Origin of the sequence: Paenibacillus sp. IITD108 (genome assembly GCF_036541265.1) — a bacterium.
Lineage (GTDB): Bacteria > Bacillota > Bacilli > Paenibacillales > Paenibacillaceae > Pristimantibacillus.
On record NZ_JAZHCT010000010.1, the window covers coordinates 185,706 to 206,442 of the forward strand.

At 46.8% G+C, this 20,737-nt stretch carries 20 protein-coding genes and 1 other annotated feature; all 20 genes read left to right on the forward strand.

The features are described from left to right. Position 1: 1 nt before the first annotated feature. The 20 genes from V1L65_RS11630 (at position 2) to V1L65_RS11725 (ending at position 20,283) form a co-directional block, all read left to right on the forward strand. The gene (locus V1L65_RS11630) at positions 2–1,411 is read left to right on the forward strand and encodes a UDP-N-acetylmuramoyl-tripeptide--D-alanyl-D-alanine ligase (protein WP_331699338.1); all 1,410 of its coding nucleotides are present in this window, start codon (positions 2–4) and stop codon (positions 1,409–1,411) included. Positions 1,412–1,415: 4 nt separating this feature from the next. Then, complete coding sequence (gene mraY / locus V1L65_RS11635) at positions 1,416–2,375, forward strand: phospho-N-acetylmuramoyl-pentapeptide-transferase (RefSeq protein WP_331699312.1); 960 nt, start codon at positions 1,416–1,418, stop codon at positions 2,373–2,375. A gap of 67 nt (positions 2,376–2,442) precedes the next feature. Beyond that, a complete protein-coding gene (murD, locus tag V1L65_RS11640) occupies positions 2,443–3,870 on the forward strand; it encodes a UDP-N-acetylmuramoyl-L-alanine--D-glutamate ligase (RefSeq protein WP_331699313.1) in 1,428 nt (475 codons plus the stop codon). A gap of 44 nt (positions 3,871–3,914) precedes the next feature. After that, a complete protein-coding gene (spoVE, locus tag V1L65_RS11645; protein ID WP_331699314.1) occupies positions 3,915–5,012 on the forward strand; it encodes a stage V sporulation protein E in 1,098 nt (365 codons plus the stop codon). A 7-nt stretch (positions 5,013–5,019) separates the two neighbouring features. Continuing rightward, positions 5,020–6,123, forward strand: a complete 1,104-nt coding sequence (gene murG, locus V1L65_RS11650) for an undecaprenyldiphospho-muramoylpentapeptide beta-N-acetylglucosaminyltransferase (protein ID WP_331699315.1) — start codon at positions 5,020–5,022, stop codon at positions 6,121–6,123. A gap of 170 nt (positions 6,124–6,293) precedes the next feature. After that, positions 6,294–7,199, forward strand: coding sequence for a UDP-N-acetylmuramate dehydrogenase (gene murB / locus V1L65_RS11655; protein ID WP_331699316.1), 906 nt, complete (start codon positions 6,294–6,296; stop codon positions 7,197–7,199). A gap of 15 nt (positions 7,200–7,214) precedes the next feature. Beyond that, positions 7,215–8,483, forward strand: a complete 1,269-nt coding sequence (gene murA / locus V1L65_RS11660) for a UDP-N-acetylglucosamine 1-carboxyvinyltransferase (RefSeq protein WP_331699317.1) — start codon at positions 7,215–7,217, stop codon at positions 8,481–8,483. A 127-nt stretch (positions 8,484–8,610) separates the two neighbouring features. Then, the gene (locus V1L65_RS11665) at positions 8,611–9,363 is read left to right on the forward strand and encodes a cell division protein FtsQ/DivIB (RefSeq protein WP_331699318.1); all 753 of its coding nucleotides are present in this window, start codon (positions 8,611–8,613) and stop codon (positions 9,361–9,363) included. Between the two features lie 443 nt (positions 9,364–9,806). After that, a complete protein-coding gene (gene ftsA / locus V1L65_RS11670) occupies positions 9,807–11,051 on the forward strand; it encodes a cell division protein FtsA (RefSeq protein WP_331699319.1) in 1,245 nt (414 codons plus the stop codon). A gap of 17 nt (positions 11,052–11,068) precedes the next feature. Further along, on the forward strand, positions 11,069–12,181 hold the full coding sequence (gene ftsZ / locus V1L65_RS11675; protein WP_331699320.1) for a cell division protein FtsZ: 1,113 nt from the start codon (positions 11,069–11,071) through the stop codon (positions 12,179–12,181). 283 nt (positions 12,182–12,464) lie between these two features. After that, on the forward strand, positions 12,465–13,397 hold the full coding sequence (gene spoIIGA / locus V1L65_RS11680) for a sigma-E processing peptidase SpoIIGA (protein WP_331699321.1): 933 nt from the start codon (positions 12,465–12,467) through the stop codon (positions 13,395–13,397). 38 nt (positions 13,398–13,435) lie between these two features. Further along, complete coding sequence (gene sigE, locus V1L65_RS11685; protein WP_331699322.1) at positions 13,436–14,158, forward strand: RNA polymerase sporulation sigma factor SigE; 723 nt, start codon at positions 13,436–13,438, stop codon at positions 14,156–14,158. 149 nt (positions 14,159–14,307) lie between these two features. After that, complete coding sequence (sigG, locus tag V1L65_RS11690) at positions 14,308–15,090, forward strand: RNA polymerase sporulation sigma factor SigG (RefSeq protein ID WP_331699323.1); 783 nt, start codon at positions 14,308–14,310, stop codon at positions 15,088–15,090. Between the two features lie 1,131 nt (positions 15,091–16,221). After that, positions 16,222–16,503 carry a PRC-barrel domain-containing protein gene (locus V1L65_RS11695; protein WP_331699324.1) on the forward strand — a complete coding sequence of 94 codons (282 nt, stop codon included), beginning with the start codon at positions 16,222–16,224 and terminating at the stop codon, positions 16,501–16,503. Positions 16,504–16,549: 46 nt separating this feature from the next. After that, a complete protein-coding gene (gene pgeF / locus V1L65_RS11700) occupies positions 16,550–17,407 on the forward strand; it encodes a peptidoglycan editing factor PgeF (protein WP_331699325.1) in 858 nt (285 codons plus the stop codon). Position 17,408: 1 nt separating this feature from the next. Beyond that, positions 17,409–18,128, forward strand: a complete 720-nt coding sequence (locus tag V1L65_RS11705) for a YggS family pyridoxal phosphate-dependent enzyme (RefSeq protein ID WP_331699326.1) — start codon at positions 17,409–17,411, stop codon at positions 18,126–18,128. A gap of 2 nt (positions 18,129–18,130) precedes the next feature. After that, entirely contained in the window at positions 18,131–18,613 is a 483-nt protein-coding gene (locus V1L65_RS11710; RefSeq protein WP_331699327.1) for a cell division protein SepF, read from the forward strand. Between the two features lie 7 nt (positions 18,614–18,620). Then, positions 18,621–18,899 carry a YggT family protein gene (locus V1L65_RS11715; protein WP_331699328.1) on the forward strand — a complete coding sequence of 93 codons (279 nt, stop codon included), beginning with the start codon at positions 18,621–18,623 and terminating at the stop codon, positions 18,897–18,899. A gap of 5 nt (positions 18,900–18,904) precedes the next feature. Further along, positions 18,905–19,681 (forward strand): YlmH family RNA-binding protein, encoded by a 777-nt coding sequence (locus tag V1L65_RS11720; protein ID WP_331699329.1) that lies wholly within the window; start codon positions 18,905–18,907, stop codon positions 19,679–19,681. Positions 19,682–19,785: 104 nt separating this feature from the next. Next, positions 19,786–20,283: a DivIVA domain-containing protein gene (locus V1L65_RS11725; protein ID WP_331699330.1), complete on the forward strand. Its 498-nt coding sequence runs from the start codon at positions 19,786–19,788 to the stop codon at positions 20,281–20,283. A 153-nt stretch (positions 20,284–20,436) separates the two neighbouring features. Continuing rightward, positions 20,437–20,715: a binding site (T-box leader), on the forward strand. Positions 20,716–20,737 lie beyond the last annotated feature (22 nt).

A 20,737-nucleotide genomic window follows, 5' to 3' on the forward strand; every position in this document is an offset into this window, starting at 1 on the left:
GATAAATCGTACACTTAAACAAGTCGCAGAAATGTGCGGCGGCAACAGCAAGGGCGTTGATCCCGGCTTAACTATACATGGAGTTGTTACAGACTCGCGCAATGCGAAGCCGGGTCAGCTATTCATACCATTAATCGGTGAGCGTTTTGACGGTCATCACTATGCGGAGCAGGCAATCGCTGGCGGAGCGGTTGCCATGCTTTGGCAGGCCGATCACGAGGTTCCGAGCGAGCTTCAGCATGTTCCCAGAGTGCTTGTCAAAAATACACTTGCGGCGCTGCAGCAGCTTGCCAAGGCTTATCGCAGCGAGCTTGTCGTCCGGGTTGTAGGTATTACGGGCAGCAATGGAAAAACAACAACGAAGGATTTGACGGCTGCCGTGCTGGGTACGGTTTATAAGGTACATAAAACAGAAGGCAATTTGAATAATGAAATCGGCTTGCCGCTAACCGTTTTGCAGCTTGAAGAGGATACGGAGGTAGCTGTGCTGGAAATGGGCATGAGCGGCTTTGGCGAGATCGAGTTGCTGACGCAAATTGCTCAGCCTGATGCTGCAATTATTACTAATATAGGTGAATCGCATATGCTGCAGCTTGGTTCCAGAGCCGGCATTGCAAAGGCCAAGCTGGAAATAACAAGCGGCTTAAGCGAGCAGGGGCTGCTTCTGTTCAACGGCGATGAGCCGCTTCTGCATGAGGAGATTGCCCGCACCGCCATTCCGTCTGGCGTAACGGTTCGCACATTCGGGCTGTCTGATCGAAATGAATGGTCAGCAGAACAAATCAAGCTGTATACAGAAGGTTCATCCTTTATAGCGAAATATAATGGAGAAGCAAGCAGTCTCGGCGAGCTGCAATTGAAAACCCCGGGCATACATAATATTAGCAATGCGCTTGGCGTCATCGCGGTTGCCAGATTTTTTGGCGTACCTGCCCACAAAATCGCTGAAGGTCTGCTTCAAGCAAATTTAACCGGCATGAGAATCGAGCCGTCCACGGCCTTTAACGGTGCAAAGCTATTGAATGATTGCTATAATGCCAGCCCTACATCTGTTCGCGCGGCATTAGATCTGGTTGCCAGCGTGGAAGGGTACAGCCATAAATGGATTGTGCTCGGCGATATGCTGGAGCTGGGCGAGGAAGAAGCGCAAATGCACGAGGAGATTGGCAAACATGCCGCTTTGGGCGGAGCAACTGCAGTGCTTGCGTATGGGGAATTGTCACGTCATATTTACGAGGGTGCAAAAGCCGTCATGGAGCAGACGGGCAAGGGAGAAGCACATTATTTTGATACGAAGGATGAGCTGTCCAAGTGGCTGATAGGCCGCATCCAGGAGGACGACATCGTACTCGTCAAAGGCTCGCGCGGCATGCAGATGGAACAGATTGTAAGTCAATTGGAGAAGGGGTGAGCATATGGATATGATGGTCATGTTGTTTTCGCTCGGCGTTTCTTTTTTAATAGCAGTCATTCTAGGGCCATTACTAATTCCAATGCTTCGCCGCTTGAAGTTTGGCCAGCAAATACGTGACGACGGGCCGCAAAGCCATTTGAAGAAAAGCGGTACCCCGACGATGGGCGGCATTATTATTATGCTTGCCGCAACGATAGCGTTTTTAAGATTTGCAGACAAAACACCGCAATTTTGGATTTTGCTTATTGCATCGCTTGGTTTTGGACTAGTAGGATTTTTGGATGATTACATTAAAATTGTATTTAAGCGTTCTTTGGGGCTTACCGCCAAGCAAAAGCTGCTAGGTCAATTAATATTTTCCGTCATTGTATGTGTGCTTTTGTATAATATGAATCATAGTACAGAAATTTTTCTGCCTGGTACGAGCTGGTCGTTTAATTTGGGCTGGGTTTATTATCCGTTTGTTGTCATTATTATGTTTGCTGCCAGCAACTCAGTTAATTTCACGGATGGGGTTGACGGCTTATTGGCTGGAACAAGCGCAATCGCGTTTGGCGCTTTTGCCATTATTGCTCTGCAGGTTTCAGCGCATGAATCCGCCGTCTTTTCGGCAGCTATGATCGGCGGCGTTTTAGGCTTTCTAGTGTATAATGCGCATCCTGCCAAAGTGTTTATGGGCGATATGGGCTCGCTTGGGATCGGGGGAGGCATTGCTGCAGTTGCCATTCTTACGAAAACAGAGCTGCTGCTTATTCTGATCGGCGGAATTTTCGTACTAGAGATGCTCAGCGTTATATTACAGGTGGCATCCTTTAAGCTGAGAGGAAAACGCATATTCAAAATGAGTCCGATTCATCATCACTTTGAGCTGAGCGGCTGGTCGGAGTGGAAGGTAGTTTCAGTATTTTGGTCAGTAGGACTATTGCTGGCAGCGCTCGGCCTATTAATTTCATTAAAATAATTTTAAGAGTATGAAAGCGGCCGTATTTGCGAGCCGCTTCGCTCTATCCATAGAGAGGATTGACTATATGAATCAACCAGCAGCATATCGTGATCGCCAGGTTATCGTGCTAGGCATGGCGCGCAGCGGTGTCAGTGTCGCCAAGCTTTTCCATAAAGCCGGTGCAAACGTCATTGTAAATGATAAAAAAGAACGTGAACTTTGTCCCGAAGCGGCAGAATTAGACGCTTTGGGCATTTCTGTGATTTGCGGATACCATCCGGACGATCTTGTAACAGAACAAACTGCGTTGCTCATTAAAAATCCCGGCATTCCTTACAGTGCACTGCCAGTTGTGCAGGCGGAGGCTCTCGGCATACCTGTTATTACGGAGGTAGAGGCGGCGTATTGGATATCGCCCGCACCAATCATCGGCATTACCGGCTCCAATGGCAAGACGACGACAACGACGATTGTCGGAGAGCTGCTGCAAGCAGCAGGACTGTCGCCGATCGTAGCCGGCAATATCGGCAGGCCGCTATGCGAGGCTGCTGCAGAGGCGAATGAACGGCAGTGGGTTGTTGCAGAGCTAAGCAGCTTCCAGCTAAAAGGAACGAAGCAATTCCGTCCGTCCATTGGCGCTCTGCTTAATTTGGCAGAGACTCATCTCGATTATCATGGCGGGATGGACGATTATGCCGCTTCGAAGGCCAAGTTGTTTGCCAACCAGACAAGCGGCGATGTAGCAGTATGGAATTGGGATGACGAGCTTTGCAGGCAATTGACGGCAAGCCTGCCTTCCCGAGCTCTGCCCTTTTCACTATATTCCGTGCTTGAGCAAGGGGTATATGTCAATCCGCCGTTTCTTAAAGGGGAACAAAGCGATAAGGAGCATTTCATTGTGTATCGCTGCGCCAGTAAGCAGGAAGAGCCTTTCGTGCTGATGCCAACGAGCGAGCTGGGCCTCCCGGGCAGACATAATGTAGCCAATGCTCTGGCTGCGATCGCTATTTGTATCGCTGCAGGCGCTGAGCCAGCGCAACTTGCGGAGCCGCTTCGCGTATTTAAAGGTGTGGAGCATCGGCTAGAATATGTAAGAGAATATAACGGCGTGAAATTTTATAATGATTCCAAGGCTACGAATCCAATGGCGACTATGATGTCCGTTTCTTCACTGCAGGAGCCGATCGTGCTGATTGCCGGCGGTCTTGATCGCGGTTCTGATTATATGGAGCTGATGCCATTGTTTAGAGACAGGCTCAAAGGGCTAGTCGTGCTTGGAGAGACGGGAGAGAAGCTGGCGGCTGTTGCGAAGCAGGCAGGTTTAACTAAGGTCGAAATCGTCGAACCTGTGGAGGACGCCGAAGCTGTTCTCCGGCAGGCGACTTTGCAGGCGGCAGCGCTGGCAGAGCCGGGAGACGCAGTACTGCTTTCCCCTGCTTGCGCAAGCTGGGATATGTTTGATTCATTCGAGCAGAGAGGGAGCATTTTTAAAAAATCGGCGCATACCTTGTAGTAGGGGGCCTGTCCCTACTTTCCAGCTAAGAGGTGTGTTTGATTATGGCTAAAGCTAGATCTGCCCCGGATGTATACCTGCTCTTGTCGATTGTTTTAATTCTCGTAATTGGACTGATAATGGTATACAGCGCTAGCGCAGTATTAGGTTTTCATCAATTTGGCGATCGTTTTTATTTTGTCAAACGGCAATTATTATTTGCTGCCCTAGGCATTGGTGCGTTAATATTTACTATGAATATTCACTATTCCCATTGGAAGAAATGGGCGCCCTTGCTGCTCGTAATTTGCTTCGGCTTGCTTGTGCTGGTCTTGATTCCTGGAATCGGCGTTGTACGCGGCGGAGCGCGGAGCTGGCTTGGCATCAGCTCATTTGGCATCCAGCCTTCAGAATTTATGAAGCTGGCGATGATCTTGTTTCTTTCAAAGTGGCTGTCAGAAAAACAGCAGACGATCACACAATTTACGAAGGGGCTAATGCCGCCGCTGGGCTTGGTCGGCCTTGCCTTTGGCCTGATCATGCTGCAGCCTGATCTCGGCACTGGCGCTGTCATGGTAGGAGCTTCCTTACTGCTCATTTATACCGCAGGTGCACGACTCGCTCATCTGGGGGGATTAGCCATGCTTGGCGTCGCTGGCTTGGTCGGGCTCATTCTTGCTGCGCCGTACCGCCTGCAGCGCATAACATCGTTTTTGGATCCTTGGGCTGATCCGCTAGGCGGCGGTTATCAAATTATTCAATCCTTATTCGCAATCGGGCCGGGGGGCCTGGTCGGGCTTGGGCTCGGAATGAGCCGGCAAAAATTTAGTTATTTGCCAGAGCCGCAGACTGATTTTATTTTTTCTATATTGGCCGAGGAGCTTGGTTTTATTGGCGGAGCAGCGCTGATTTTATTATTCCTTGCTGTGATTTGGCGTGGCATTCGTACAGCTATTGCAGCTCCTGATACGTTCGGAAGTCTGCTTGCCACAGGCATAACAAGCATTATAGGCGTTCAGGTACTTATTAATATTGGCGTTGTAATCGGCATGATGCCAGTAACAGGCATTACTTTACCGCTAGTCAGCTATGGCGGCTCATCCTTAACGCTTCTATTGACAGCGTTAGGCATTTTGCTGAATATATCCCGTTATTCGAGGTGAATTTCATATGCGTATCGTTCTAACCGGTGGAGGAACCGGCGGCCATATATATCCTGCAATTGCTGTAGGCAAGTATTTGGCTGAGCAAAATCCGGATACAAAGCTTTTATATATTGGAACAACGCGCGGTCTCGAGAGCAAGGTCGTTCCTGAGCATGCCATTGACTTTGAAGCGATAGAAATTACAGGCTTTCGCCGTTCTTTATCGCTTGAAAATTTCAAAACGATTATGCGATTTTTTAAAGGGGTCAAGCGCTCCAAGCAGCTGCTGAAGGAGTTTGAGGCCGATGCAGTAGTCGGAACTGGCGGCTATGTTTGCGGACCGGTCGTTTACGCAGCCGCTAAGCTTGGCATACCTACTTTTATCCACGAACAGAACGCCATTCCAGGCTTGACTAATAAATTTTTATCTCAATACGCAAGCGCAGTCGGGGTCAGTTTTGAACAGTCCTTAACGCAGTTTCCGAAAGCAAAGCGCATTGATTACACAGGCAATCCATGCGCAACCAATGTGCTGAGCACCAGGAAAGGCGAAGGGCTTTTGTCATTAGGCCTGGCCCGAGATAAGAAGCTTGTGCTGATGGTGGGCGGAAGCCGGGGGGCGAGGGCGTTTAACGATGCCATGCTGGAGCTTGGAGGCAAGCTGGACCGCTTTCGGGACTATCATTTTTTATTCGTAACTGGCGAGCTTTATTATGAATCTACAATAGCTAAACTCAAAGAATCAGGCATACTTGCTGCTAGAAACCTGACGGTTACGCCTTATCTGCATAATATGGCGGCGGTATTGCGTGATTCCGTGCTGGCCATTAGCCGGTCAGGCGCCTCCTCACTTGCCGAAATGTCTGCGCTTGGCTTGCCGTCTATACTGATTCCTTCTCCCAATGTAACCAATAATCATCAGGAAGCTAACGCCCGTTCATACGTTGAAGCCGGAGCTGCAGAAATGATTTTGGAGAAGGATTTGACAGGGGATAGCCTGCTTGAGCAGCTAACGGAATTGCTTAAAAGCGAGGATAAGCTTGCCCGTATGGCAGAAGCCTCTAAACGTCTTGCCGTGCCCGATTCTGCGCAGCGTATAGTAAAGGTGCTGCAATCGATTGAAAAATAGAACAGATAGGCGATTGTCACACAAAGATTATCAGGGGCATATGATACCCTATACTCGTGACCGTCTACCAAGCAACAATCATTACCGGATTAACATAGGCAACAGGCAAGGCGCCATGGACGATTGCTGCGAATGACGTAAGGATACAGCGTATAAGGAGGCAGAACCAGATGGAAGCATTTATAGCGGAAATAGAAGGAGCCAATGTCGGAAAATTGCTCTTCAACGAACCGCTTTCAAACTATACGACATGGAAAATTGGCGGACCAGCGGATTTGATGATTGTTCCAGACAGCAAAGAAAATTTAATAAGGACCATCAGCTTGCTCAGCAAGCACGATGTTCCATGGATCAGTCTTGGCCGCGGGTCTAATATGCTGGTAAGCGATAAAGGCATTCGCGGCGTAGTGATTAAACCTGGGAAGGGACTCGACTACATGCGTATCGACGGTACGCAGGTGACCGCAGGGGCTTCCTATTCATTCATTAAGCTTTCCGTGCTGGCGGGCAAGGGGGGCTTGACAGGGCTGGAGTTCGCTGGAGGCATACCAGGAGCGGTCGGTGGAGCTGTCTATATGAATGCGGGTGCACATGGTTCGGATGTGTCACGAATTTTCAAGTCGGCTGACATTGTACTGGAAACAGGAGAATTGGTGCGTTACAGCAAGGAAGACATGCGCTTTTCTTATCGGCATTCTATTTTGCACGAGCAAAAAGGAATGGTAGTTGAAGCTAGCTTTGAACTGTCAGAGGGCAACAGAGAGGAAATTGCGAAAGCGATGGCTGCTCATAAAAAACGGAGATTGGATACGCAGCCTTTGCAGCTAGCGGTTGCAGGAAGCGTGTTCCGAAATCCGCCTAATGATTATGCGGCTCGATTAATAGAGTCGGCTCAGCTCAAAGGCCTTATGATCGGTGGCGCACAAGTATCTACGCAGCATGCCAATTTTATTGTAAACACCGGGCAAGCGACAGCTGAAGATGTTCTCGCCCTCATGTCCCATATTCAAAGCACGATTAATGAGCGCTTCGGCGTTCAATTAGTGCCAGAGGTATTGGTGGTGGGTGAGCGGTAATTCGGAGGTGATACATTGGACAAATTGGTGATCGAAGGCGGGAAACCACTCTCAGGAACCATCGTTATCCAAGGAGCTAAAAATGCCGCTTTGCCGATTTTGGCTGCCAGCATGCTGGCCTCAGGCACTTCAACGATTGAGCATGTGCCTGAATTATTGGATATTAGCGTTATGCTCAGCATATTGCGTGAACTCGGCTGTCAGGCGGAGCATAAGGATGGAACGGTTGTAGTTCAAACGGAAAAGGCTCATTCCCCCCATGTGCCAGAAGCATTGATGAGACAAATGCGTTCGTCCATTTTTTTAATGGGACCGCTGCTAGCCCGCTTCGGCGAGGCCAAAGTTTACCAGCCGGGAGGCTGCGCGATTGGCGAACGGAAAATTGACTTGCACTTGCAGGGCCTTCAGGCGCTGGGAGCTGAAATAGAGGAAGAAGGCAATGTCATTATATGCCGCGCTAAGGAGCTGCAAGGGGCAGATATTCACCTTAGCTTTCCGAGCGTAGGCGCGACTGAGAATATTATGATGGCTGCGGTGCTTGCCAAAGGCCGAACGACTATCAGCAACGCTGCCAGAGAGCCGGAAATACAAGATTTGCAAAACTTTCTTATTCAGATGGGTGCAAAGATTATCGGCGCCGGAACCGATACGATTACGATTGACGGTGTAGAGGAGCTTTCTCCTTGCCGCTATCGGGTCATTCCTGACCGCATCGTAACAGGCACCATGATGGTTGCGGCGGCGGTAACGCGCGGGAATGTTACGCTGCTGAAAACACAGCCGGCACATTTGACCTCATTAATACATGTTATGCGCAGAGCGGGTGTTCAAATTACAATCGACGATGATATAATAATGATTAGTAATTCAGGAAGGCCCAAAGCGCTTGAGCGCGTAGTTACTTCCCCCTATCCGGCGTTTCCGACCGACCTGCAGTCGCAGCTAATGGTGCTGTTGTCGCTGGCCGATGGAGTAAGCGTGCTGAAGGAGACGATTTTTGAAGGCAGATTTATGCATGTAGGCGAGCTGACGCGCATGGGTGCAGATATTCGAGTAGATTTGAACGCAGCTTTCATTCGTGGTGTCAAGAGACTGTATGGCGCAACAGTAGAAGCTACTGATTTGCGGGCAGGTGCAGCGCTCGTCATCGCCGGCCTCGCGGCTAACGGCCGGACAATAGTAGAGCAGGTGCATCATATAGATAGAGGGTATGACCGCATTGAAGAAACTCTGTCTCATCTAGGTGCCAGCATATCTCGCTACTCTCCTGTTACCAATAACTAATGCTTGCATTAGTCATAAGACAGAATGAATCGGCTCCTTGGCAGCCCGCTTCGATTATGGAACGTATAATCGCAGGCTAGGCGGCTTCTCAAGGGAGCCTCTGTTTTGGAGAAAGAAGGGACAAGTTATGGAATCGCAGATGCCTGTTTTGCAAGAGCCTGTAAAAAAGAAAAAAACGAATATTAAATTAATCGTCATTGTAGTTTTATTGTTTATAGCATTGCTGGCGGTATTATTTTTCAATTCTTCGATCAGCAAAATATCTGAGATTCGCATTTCAGGTGCGCAGTTTGCAAAAAATGAAGTTATCGTCAAGGCATCCGGCATTAGCGTAGGAGATGCTTTTTTCCAGTCCTCGACGACCGCAATCAAAGCTGAGGTAGAGAAGCTGCTCGAGGTAGAGTCGGCTCAAATTACAAAAAAATTCCCTGGCGTTATTAATATTGCATTAAAGGAACATCCTGCTGTCGCTTTCGAGCTGTCAGAGGATGGCCATATGATTGCTTTGCTTGCCAACGGCACTTCAGTTGATGCCACTGATGTAGCGAACCTGCTTATAGACAAGCCTGTCCTGACTGATTGGGAGAAGGATGATCCGATCAAAATCGAGCTGGCCAAGCAGCTTGCCCTAATACCGAGTAAGCAGCTGTCAGATTTGTCAGAAATTTTGCCTATTCCTTCGAATGCATATCCTGATAGAATAAGAATGTATACGAGAACCCGGTTCGAGGTCGTAACGGCGGTATCCGTGCTGACAGAAAAGATCGAGGCGCTTAATGCGGTAATTGAAACCCAGGAGCCGGGCAAAATTACGATGCTGCTGGCAGATACGTATGTGCCTTTTGATTCTGATGGCGAATCTGATGTACAATCTAATTAAAATCTAATGAAATAAAGACTACTCAATCTTTACAAACAATGTTAGAATTTTAATGTCCTTATAAAATATAAGAATAATAGGTTTGGCATTTATTTTTCTTATATGCTGAGCAATTCGCACATCCGCTGGAAAGCAGTTCAAGGATGCCAGTTGTCTTGAGACAAGGACGCATAGCGTTTCTGCTTGAAATATAAGAGTTTATAAGTTTTGCACACGTATACTGATCTTATATTTCATCGGTAAACGCGCCTTCCCAATGGAAGGCGAAGCCGTTTATCCTTGAAATAAACTATTAATCTAGCAGCGGTCAATGGTCCGAATTGCTATAAGGTTGTGAATAAACTTAGATTCATGTAAAATATGATGAAAAAAGAGGGAATATATTAAGTTTGTTGAATATGAATTGAGATGACTAATTATTGATGAAATGGAGGTGCCGCGAGTTGAGCAGCAATGACATCATCGTCAGTTTGGACATCGGTACATCCAAGGTTCGAGCTATTATTGGCGAAGTGAATAATGGAGCCATTAATATTATTGGAGTTGGATCTGCTGACTCTGAAGGTATTCGCAAAGGCGCAATTGTAGATATTGACCAGACAGTAAAATCGATTCGCAATGCTATTGAGCATGCGGAACGTATGGTGGATATAAAAATATCGGATGTATACGTGGGTATTCAAGGCAATCATATTGCGTTGCAAACAAATCACGGCGTTGTAGCAGTATCGAATGAGGATCGGGAAATTGGCGAAGAAGACATAGAACGAGTTTTACAGGCTGCAAAGGTGGTAGCACTTCCGCCTGAGCGTGAAATTATTAACTTGGTCCCTAAGCAATATTTGGTAGACGGGCTTGAAGGCATCGCTGATCCGCGCGGTATGATTGGAGTCCGGCTGGAAGTTGAAGCGACTATAGTTACAGGCACGAAGACAGCTATTCATAATTTGATGCGCTGCGTAGAGAAGGCGGGATTAAGAATTTCCGGCGTTATTCTACTTTCTTTGGCGTCCGGTGTAATGAGCCTGTCCAAGGATGAAAAATCGGTAGGCACAGTGCTTGCAGATATTGGCGCAGGATCTACAACTATCGCTATTTTTGACCAGGGAGGATTATCTGCAATATCGACATTGCCAATTGGCGGCGAGTATGTCACCAATGATATTGCTTATGGCCTGCGTACTCAAACCGAGCATGCTGAGAGATTGAAGATCAAGTATGGCTGTGCTTCAGTTGCTGATGCTGCTGAGGATGTCAGATTTAAGGTTACTAGAATGGGAAGTAATTTGGAGAAAGAGTTTTCTCAGCAAGACCTTGCCAGCATTATCGAGCCGCGCATGCAAGAGATATTCCATTTGATCAAGCAAGAGGTTGGCCGCATGGGATATGGCGATAAGGATAATGGCTATGTGTTAACCGGCGGAACGGTATCCTTGCCGGGAACGCTGCAGCTTGCTCAGCATGAACTGGATGCTTCGGTCCGAATTGCTCTACCTGACTACATAGGCGTGAAAGACTCAGCGTATAGCAGTGGAGTAGGAATGATTCAATACGTATCGAAGTATATGGGCGCGCGCAGCAGCGGTGCGGAGAAAAAAGCAACCCCTAGCCGAAAAGCTAGTCCCGCAGCTTCATCTAAACCCGGTATGTTCGAACGATTAAAAAATATGTTTAACGAATTTATCTGACTGGGGGACATTGAGAAATGTTAGAATTCGATTTGGAGCTGGAACAATTGGCTCAAATAAAGGTTATAGGGGTAGGCGGCGGCGGCAGCAACGCTGTTAACCGAATGATCGAAAATGGAGTCAAGGGTGTAGAATTTATTACGGTAAATACGGATGCACAAGCACTTCACCTGGCAAAGTCGGAGCATAAGCTGCAAATTGGCGACAAGCTGACCCGCGGTCTAGGCGCTGGTGCTAATCCTGAAGTAGGTCAAAAGGCAGCTGAAGAATCTCGCGAACTTATTATGAATCAGCTAAAAGGCTCTGACATGGTATTTGTAACAGCCGGCATGGGCGGCGGTACAGGTACGGGTGCAGCTCCTGTTATAGCTGAAATTGCTCGTGAGTGCGGTGCGTTGACCGTCGGCGTTGTTACACGCCCGTTTACATTTGAGGGCCGCAAGCGCTTTGGACAAGCTGAGCTTGGTATAGAGGCGCTAAAGGATAAGGTAGATACATTAATCGTTATTCCAAATGACCGACTGTTGGAAATTGTCGATAAGAAAACTCCGATGCTGGAAGCATTCCGTGAAGCCGACAATGTACTGCGCCAAGCCGTTCAAGGTATTTCTGATTTGATCGCAGTGCCGGGTCTAATCAACCTTGACTTCGCAGACGTGAAGACGATTATGACAGAACGCGGTTCAGCGCTTATGGGTATCGGTATTGCAAGCGGCGAGAACCGTGCTGCTGAAGCAGCTCGCAAAGCGATTATGAGCCCGCTGCTCGAAACTTCCATTGATGGCGCACGCGGCGTAATTATGAATATTACGGGCGGCAGCAATCTATCACTTTATGAGGTGAATGAAGCGGCTGAAATCGTTATTTCAGCATCTGATCCGGAAGTTAACATGATCTTTGGTGCAATTATTGATGAAGATATGAAAGATGATATTAAGGTTACTGTTATTGCAACCGGATTTGAATCGAAGCCTGCTACACCTCCGCGGAGAACGCCACAGACTCAATCAGAAAGCAATGAGCCTGCTTCATCTTCGCAGTCGCAAGTAAGACCTTTCGGCTCGAGCCCGTCCAGCGATCAGCTGGAAATCCCAGCGTTTTTGCGCAGAACGCCTCGCAACGATCGCTAAAATTACAACTAAGTCTGCAAAGAGTGTCCGCAGCCATCATAGATGGTGCGGTGCACTCTTTTTTTCATTTACTGCCCCTTTGTGCCAGCCTTCCTTCCGTATTCCCTGTCGAAAATTTGAAGTCGTTTCTTTTTAGTGCAGTCGACAAAAATAGCGATGACATGACGTCATGAATAGACAGACTTTGAAATCATAGTTTACTATACTGAATTCAGTCGTTCTTTCTAGCAATGCGCAATGCGCGGCATAAAGCGCTAATAATCCGCTGCCGAAGGAATAGGTGGTGACCGGTCTGGCAGTATACGTAGACATTTTATTTTTACGAGAGCTGCTTGTAGATGGCATTGTGCTTTGGACAACGGCCTGGGTGCGCCATATAAGGCCCAACCCTTGGCGTATGCTCGCATCAGCGGCTTTTGGCGCGTGCTATGTCGTGCTCATGATTTTTCCCCAGCTTTCATTTATGTTCATGCTAGCTATTAAAATATCCGTATCTTTCATCATGCTTTGGATCGCTTTCGGCTATTATTCGCTTCAGCATTTTCTTCGTCTAGTCGCAGCATTTTACGGAGTGAATTTTGTAGCGGCCGGCGCGATTCTGGGCATCTATTTTTTACTGCTTAAAGGCTCGGATAATGTGTGGAGAACGATGGCATTTTCAGGTGAGGGCTGGAATATGGAGTTGAAGTTTGGCTTTGTTTACTTTATTACTGCGCTCAGTATAGGAATTTATATTCATCGATCCGTACTGACACAAAAACGTGAACGGGAGCTGGTGCGTACTCATTTGGCTGAAGTGGAAATTATTATCGGGGAAAATTCGCAGCGATGCATTGGCCTTATTGATACAGGCAATCAACTTTATGATCCTCTGACGAGAACGCCAGTTATGGTGACAGAGGCATCTCTTTGGAAAGAGCAATTACCAGATGCATGGATACAAGGAATAGCGGATGGGCAAGTCGATCGGCTTATTGCGGGATTGGATGTGGAAGCGGCAGGCGTTGCCTGGCAGGACAGAATGCGGCTGGTGCCATTTCGCGGCGTAAACCGCGGATCGCAATTTATGCTGGCGATTAAACCGGACAGTGTAAAGGTTGTTGTGGAAGGACAAGTTATGGAATCTAAAAAAGTGCTAATCGGATTAGATGGCGGCAAGCTTACTGCAGATGGGACTTATCGAGCAATTATCCATCCATCAATGGTACAGCCGTAAAGCAATATTTACATAACCAATCGGGGAGGGATGGGCAAATGCTCGTCAAATACAAATTAATTGTTCAGCTTTATTATTATCGGTTTTTATTTTTATTCGGATTAAAGAGTGAAGAAATTTATTATATTGGCGGAAGTGAAGCGTTGCCGCCGCCTTTATCCCGTGAGGAAGAGGAATATTTGCTGGATCGTCTGCCTTCGGGGGACACGGCGATAAGAGCGATGCTTATTGAACGAAATTTAAGGCTGGTCGTCTATATTGCCAGAAAGTTTGAAAATACAGGCATTCATATTGAAGATTTAGTATCAATAGGAGCAATCGGACTTATTAAAGCGGTTAATACTTTTGACCCTGAGAAAAAAATAAAACTGGCGACCTATGCTTCACGTTGTATCGAAAATGAAATTTTGATGTATTTGCGCAGAAATAACAAAACGCGGACAGAGGTTTCTTTTGATGAACCGCTTAATATTGATTGGGACGGCAATGAGCTGCTGCTTTCTGACGTGCTGGGCACGGAGAATGACACTATTTATAGAAATATCGAGGAGCAGGTTGACCGCAAGCTATTGCATAAAGCATTGGATAAGCTTACTGAACGCGAGCGGATTATTATGGAGCTGCGCTTTGGGCTAGGCGATGGCGAAGAAAAAACACAGAAGGATGTAGCGGATATGCTGGGCATTTCGCAGTCATACATTTCGCGTTTGGAAAAAAGAATTATTAAGCGGCTTAGAAAAGAATTTAACAAAATGGTATAGCGCTTACAGTGTGCATTTCTCAAGCTGTTTGCTTAAGAAGCGGCTTTAGTAGACGGGCTGGAATGTATCTTCGCAGGGAGAATTTAGGAATAAAATGATCGCTCGAGGAAATAATGATCATTAATGTTTCTCTTTGGGAGGTAGTCACGTTGACCCGAAATAAAGTCGAGATCTGTGGAGTGGATACCGCTAAGCTGCCTGTACTTAATAATGTCGAAATGCGTGAATTGTTCACTGCACTGCAAACCCAGAATGAATGGGCGGCAAGAGAGAAATTAGTCAATGGCAATTTGCGGCTAGTGCTTAGTGTAATTCAAAGATTCAATAACAGGGGGGAGTTTGTTGACGATCTGTTCCAGGTCGGGTGCATAGGACTAATGAAAGCAATCGATAATTTTGATCTTAGTCAAAACGTTAAGTTTTCCACATATGCAGTACCTATGATTATTGGAGAAATTCGGCGTTATTTGCGCGACAATAACCCGATACGCGTATCACGCAGCTTGAGGGATATTGCTTATAAAGCGCTGCAGGTTAGAGATAGCTTGACGAACAGATATTCAAGAGAGCCGACTATTTTTGAAATATCTGAAGCGCTGAATGTGCCGAAGGAGGATGTTGTTTTTGCTCTTGACGCAATTCAAGACCCGGTATCGCTTTTTGAACCGATTTATCATGATGGCGGCGATCCGATCTATGTCATGGATCAAATTGGTGATGATCGTAACAAGGATGTAACCTGGATCGAGGAGATTGCGCTGCGCGAAGCGATGCACAAGCTCAATGATCGTGAAAAAATGATATTGTCCATGCGCTTCTTTGAAGGCAAGACACAAATGGAAGTTGCAGATGAGATCGGAATATCACAGGCACAGGTATCACGCCTTGAGAAATCTGCCATTAATCAGATGCAGAAGCACGTAAAAACGTAAGCATAGCAGGCTTGTCCAAGAGGACAGTAAAGGACAGCACCTTGGTGGTGCTGTCCTTTGCTTTTTTTTTATTAAAATATAAGAAAGTATAAGTTTTTGGGAACTTTTATCTGTTCTTATATTACATCGGTAAACGCGCCAGTCCAAATGACAGCGGAGCCGTTTATCCTTGATGCAGCCTTGCTCTAAACACTGACGAAACTTTGGAAAGCATACTAATTGCAATTGTACTCACAGACAGGCGAGCTTATTCCTGCAACGGAGGATGTACCTATACCTTAGCTCATTTTCTTCCGTACTGCATCCAGCCTTGCATGGCTAATTGCATTTCCTCAGGCTGTGGGAAGAGCTATAACGCAGCTTGATAGTCGGTAACAGGCTCGGTAAGCGTTTATTTTATAACGAATCCTCAAGGCGCTATTTTGCATAAAATGCACCTTTGAAAATTTTGAGTGGAACGAATCGACAATTTCGCTAGATGGTCAGACGTTCCGTTATTACGCCTAAAATCGTAGATTTGCGGTGGCAAAGTGACAGACGTTCCGTTATTAATCTATAAATTGCTGAAAGTGCCTCATTTGGAGCCGTATAGCGGAATGTGTGACCGCGAAATGAAGAAAATGGCGGTTTTTAGGCAAATAACGGAACGTGTGACCACGTCCATTCATTGTGAGCATCATTTGGTAAGCAAAGAAAAGGGGAACGGAGAGCAAGATTGGGACTGGAGAAGCGGTAGCGTCCGCCTTTGTAGGCCAATTTTAACCATTACAGGTTTTATAGGTGCCAAAAAACTATTAAGCAACTGCAGAGCTTTTTCAACAGTCTGATAATCGCTGGATTACTGAAAGAAAGGTAACAAAACGGGAAAATATGATGTAATTTCGTATCATGTCCAACAAGTACGACAGGTATCGCGCGGCAATTCAGCCAACAACTGCCTAACAAGTATTACTCAGCAGCAATGCACAGAAACAGTACCGAATGCCCTGATGCATTATTAAACAGCAATGCACAACAACTTGCATTGAATTTCCCGGTAATCTTGCTGGCTGAATGTACATTTTTTCAAATATATTCATATAGTATAAAAGAGGCTTACCGGACAACAACCTATTTGAAAGCGGTGATTCGATGAAAATTTCTGATTTTCAAACGAAGGACGTTATAAATATTGTAGATGGCAAGCGGTTGGGCCAGGTTACAGATTTGGAATTGGATTTGCGCCAAGGCCGCATAGATTCTATCGTAGTACCGCAGTATACAAAAATTTTAGGCTTGTTTGGAAGCTCCGGCACCGAGGTGGTCATACCATGGCGCAACATTGTGAAAATAGGAACGGATGTTGTGCTCGTCAGGCTTGATGAAGCGCGTAATAATCGGCCGGAGGAGGAAGATTTGCACGCGAGAACATAACGATGTAATATTGAATTAGCAATGTTTTCAAAGAGGAGAGGACAGCGTGGAGCCATTTCAAACACTCGATTCAGCGAAGGCGCCTTCGCTTTTTTTATTGTCGGACTGGATGAGCGTCAATAATAAATTAACTGCAGGCTTTACAGGACGCTCTGGCGGAGTCAGCGAGGAGCAATGGTCTTCGCTTAATATGGGACTGCATGTTGGAGACTCAAGCGAGGCTGTTATTCGCAATCGCCAGCTGGTCGCCAGCGCTCTGGAATGGCCCTTTGACGCTTGGAGCTGCGCAGAGCAGGTGCATGGCCACTCTGTATACAAAGTAGAGCGCAGCGACCGCGGCAGAGGCAGAGAGAGGCATCAGGACGCTATAGCAGGCTGCGACGCGATAATAACGAATGTGCCCGGCATTTTGCTGGTGTCATATTACGCGGATTGTGTTCCTTTATACTTTTACGATAAGGATAATAATGCCGTCGCCCTTGCCCATGCGGGCTGGAGAGGTACGGTCGAACAAATCGCGGCGCATACAATTGAAGCTATGCAGCGAGAGTATGGCACGCGCACTGATGCGCTGCGGGCTGCTATCGGTCCTTCGATCAGCTCATGCTGCTATGAGGTTGATGGGCAGGTTATAAGCTCACTTGAGCAGCTTGCTCATAATTATGGTCTGGATCCTGTACAATCAGGCTGGATGAATAGGGTGAGCGAGGAAGGAAAATCTCAAATAGACTTGAAAGAAATAAACCGACAGATTATGATGAAAGCAGGAATTTTGCCGATCCATATCGAATTAACGAAGTACTGCACTGGCTGTAGAACTGATTTATTTTATTCGCATCGTATCGAGAAGGGCAAAACTGGACGCATGGCCAGCTGGATCGGCATCTCAGAGGGAGAGCGATAGCATGTTGATCCGTACTAAATTATCGCAAGTAGAGGAGCGCATTTTGGCTGCTTGCGAGCGCTCGGGCCGGAATAGAAATGACATAACTATAATCGCCGTAACGAAATATGTTTCTACGGACAGAGCTAACGAAGCTTTGCAAAACAATTTATGGCATCTTGGAGAAAACCGCTGGCAGGATGCCCGTGCCAAATGGGAGGAATTACAGCAGCTTCAACATACCGATGCGCATCTTTCGACAAAGCCAGTCTGGCATTTTATAGGTTCCTTGCAAAGCAATAAAGCCAAGGAAGTAGTAGGTAGATTTGATTATATTCATTCACTGGACAGAATTTCACTAGCAGAAGCGATACAGAAGCGAGCAGAAGCGTTGGGCATAACGGTGCCTTGCTTTATTCAGGTTAATGTATCGGGGGAGGATTCCAAGCAAGGGATAGAGCCGGATCAGCTGACGGCTTTTATAGATCAGCTTGGCCAATATTCCGCGATCAAGCCAATCGGACTTATGACGATGGCGCCTTATGAAGCTGATCCTGAATCGACGAGACCGGTATTTAGAGCGCTGCGCGAGCTTAGAGATCATATTCAGAGGAACTCAGGAGGGACAAGCCCCATACGCGAGCTTTCTATGGGCATGTCCAATGATTTTGAAGTAGCGATTGAAGAAGGGGCAACCTGGATTCGGCTAGGCACGATACTAGTTGGGGAAGAGGAGGAATAACTATGAGCGTCATGAATAGGTTTATGAATTTTCTTGGCTTGCAGGAAGAAGAGGAAGTTGTGGAGCGCGAGAAAGTTTCACAATCGCAGCAGGAAGACAATGAAGTGGAACCAACGACCTTCGAAGCGCGTAGAAATGCTAAGGCAAGCAGTATGAATAGCGGTATAAATAGCAATAATGTGGTTAGCATTCATTCGCAAAAAAATATGCGCGTCGTGCTCAATGAGCCGCGTTCCTATGACGAAGCTCAAGAAATTGCCGATCATTTGCGCTCTCGCCGCTCTGTCATCGTTAATTTGCAGCGTGTTCGCGGTGATTTAGCGCTGCGAATTGTAGATTTTTTAAGTGGTACCGTATATGCCCTGAACGGCAGCATCTCTAAGCTTGGTCCTAATATTTTTCTGTGTACGCCAGAATCAGTAGAAATTCAAGGTGCCATTACAGAAATGCTGGCAGAGGAGCACGATTACAACAAAATGAGGTGACCTTGAATTGGATTTTATTTACAGGTTTGTTTCGAATGCATTGGAAATTTATAGTTATTTAATTATTGGTTATGTGCTGTTGTCGTGGTTTCCCAATGCACGAGACAGCTTTATCGGTCAAATACTCGGGAAAATTGTAGAGCCGTATGTCGGCGTATTCCGCAGATTTATTCCGCCAATCGCCGGACTGGATCTATCGCCGATCGCTGCGCTGTTTGCTTTAAGATTTATTAGCGTTGGCATATTGGCTGTATTGTCATTTATTTTTAATATGATTAACGGGTGAGTTTGGTGAAACCAGCAATTTATGAACATTTTCACGCGGACGAGAAGCCGTTTGTCGATCGGTCTGCCGAGTGGATCGATCGGTCTGCCAGACAGCATGAGCTTCGGCGAACGGATTTTCTTGATCCCCGTCAGGCGCAAATTTTGCTTAGCCTGGCGAACCGCAGCGGCGAGGTCGTTATTCGTCTGGATGGCGGGTATAGCGAGGCAGAGCGGAAACGAGCGATTATAGCGCCGGATTACCGTGATGTGGACAGCGAAGCGCTTGAGCTATCCGTGCTTGAAGTGAAATTGTCCGCTAAAACCGAGCTCGATCACGGCGATTTTCTCGGAGCGCTGCTTGGGCTTGGCATTAAGCGGGACCGGATTGGCGATATTCATGTTCATGATTCTTTTGCCCATATCGTTGTGCTCGACGAGATCGCATCGTTTCTTAATGTTCATTTGCGCCAGGTGCACCGTGACAATGTGCTGACAGAAATACTGCCGATCGAACAGCTGCAGCCTGTAAAGCAGCAGCTTGAAGAAATCAGTATTACAGTCGCGTCTATGCGGCTTGATGGCATTGCCAGCGACGTTTATCGTTTAAGCCGAACGAAGATTGTTGATCCGATCCGTGCCGGCAGATGCAAGGTTAACTGGCGCACAATGGAGGATCCGTCCGCAGCATTGAAGGAAGGCGATGTCGTTTCGTTTAAAGGCTTTGGCAGGTTTAAGGTGCTGGAGGCTGACGGCGTGACGAAGAAGGGCAGAGCGCGAGTCAAAATCGGCAAATATGTTTAGGCTTGTTTTTAAAAAAATAAAGGCATCTTGCTGCAGCTTGCAGGAATTTGAACAATTCTGTCGAAATGATTGTTCAGATATTAGAAGTTTTAGGAGGTGCGCCAATGCCGCTTACGCCATTGGACATACATAATAAAGAGTTTTCACGAAGATTGCGCGGCTATGACGAGGATGAAGTTAACGAGTTTTTGGATCAAGTCATAAAAGACTACGAGTCCCTCATTCGTGAAAATAAAGAAATTCAAAATCAAATGTTAAGCCTGCAGGAGCGCTTGAATCATTTTGCCAATATTGAAGATACTTTAAGTAAAACGATTATCGTAGCGCAGGAAGCTGCAGATGAAGTGCGCAACAATGCTAAGAAGGAAGCGCAGCTTATTATTAAAGAAGCTGAGAAAAATGCTGACCGTATTGTTAATGACGCTTTGAATAAATCGCGTAAAGTGTCTTTGGAGGTAGAAGAGCTGAAGAAGCAGGCCTCTATTTACCGCGCTCGCTTCCGCACGCTGGTTGAAGCTCAATTAGAGCTGTTGTCGCAGGACGGCTGGGAAACATTGGAGCAGCAAGCTCAAGCTAAGGAGCAAGAGCTGCTAAGAGGCTAAGCGGACACACATTCGTGTTCTGTTCCTTTATTTCATCAGTAAACACAATTGTCCAAAGGAAGGCGAAAGCCGTTTACCCTTGGCCTATGTATTCACCCGCAGGTTGACAATGAGGGCAAATATACGCTATAACAGTATTATTATAACGAAATAAGCAATTCGATGACGAGAACAAGTACAATGCGAATTCAATCTTCAGAGAGCCGGCATCCGCTGAAAGCCGGCGTTTGGATCGTGCTGGAATATCATCTCCGAGAATCAGCGCCTAACCCGCATGAAGCCGTATTAAGTGCTGACGGATGTCCACCGTTACAAGGAACGCGAATGATTTGTTCGTGCTGAGCTGCCGCAATACTATAATTTGCAAAGTTATTCTTTGCGATTTAATAATGCGGAATTAGGGTGGTAACGCGAGATAGCCTCGTCCCTTTTTTAGGGGACGGGGCTTTATTTG